The sequence below is a fragment of the Pseudoalteromonas sp. Z9A6 genome (assembly GCF_011378805.1).
Classification (GTDB): Bacteria; Pseudomonadota; Gammaproteobacteria; order Enterobacterales; family Alteromonadaceae; genus Pseudoalteromonas; species Pseudoalteromonas distincta.
This window is the reverse complement of sequence record NZ_WTKZ01000127.1, coordinates 1-1,061: the sequence shown is the minus strand read 5'-3', so window position 1 is coordinate 1,061 and position 1,061 is coordinate 1. Positions and strand designations below refer to the sequence as shown.

General features: G+C 51.1%; 1 protein-coding gene. It reads left to right on the top strand.

Annotated features, from left to right (window positions below; translation table 11 throughout):
- Positions 1-505 precede the first annotated feature (505 nt).
- Positions 506-1,061, top strand: a 556-nt coding sequence (locus GQR53_RS20475; protein WP_240917526.1) for a zona pellucida domain-containing protein, incomplete at its 3' end; no start/stop codon positions are given.

The window sequence follows — 1,061 nt, the reverse complement described above, 5'->3', positions numbered from 1 at the left end:
GCTGGTTCAGGTATTAGCACTGTGTGCTCTCTGTCATGCTCTTCCAAAGAAGGGTAAGTGGAGTAAACTGTCCCAGAATCCTCCAGCTCTGATGCTCCAGCAAACTGACCAGCGGCTTCAGCAGTCAGTTCAACAGACTAATCAGCAGCTTCCTCAGAAGATTCAGTTTCAGAAGCAAGTAGCGAAGGCTGAGCCTTTGGACAGATGTTCTGTAGCTGATTCTGAGCAGATCCAATGTGGACAACCTGGTATCAGTAGTGCTGAATGTGAAGCTATCAACTGCTGCTTTAGTGGACAGCAGTGTTACTATGGGAAGACCGTGACTGTCCAGTGTATAAGAGATGGTCAGTTTGTGGTAGTGGTGGCTAGAGATGTTACACTGCCTCGACTGAGTCTGGATTCAGTCAGTTTACTGGGAGGAAGTGACCCAGCTTGCAGTCCTGTGGGGTCCACACCTTCCTTTGCTGTATACCAGTTCCCTGTGACTGCATGTGGCACAAGAGTGATGGAGGACAGTGGTTATGTGGTGTATGAGAACAGAATGAGCTCCTCGTATGAAGTGGGGATTGGACCACTTGGTTCAATCACAAGGGACAGTCACTTTGAGCTTCTCTTCCAGTGTAGGTACTCTGGCACTTCTGTGGAAGCTCTGGTTGTGGAGGTCAACACTGTTCCTCCACCTCCACCAGTAGCTGCCCCTGGACCCCTCAGGGTGGAGCTTAGACTGGCCAATGGTCAGTGTGTCACCAAAGGGTGTGCAGAAGGGGATGAGGCCTACACGTCCTACTACAGTGATGCTGATTATCCCATCACAAAAGTCCTGCGGGAGCCTGTGTATGTTGAGGTGCACATTGTGGAGAGGACTGACCCCAACATTGTCCTGATGCTGGGACACTGCTGGGCAACTTCCGCCCCCAATCCACTCAGTCTACCCCAGTGGGACCTTCTGGTTGATGGATGCCCTTACCAGGATGACCGTTACCTGACCACATTGGTTCCAGTGACTGGCTCTTCTGGTCTTCAGTTCCCAACCCACTACAAGCGCTTCATTGTGAAGATGT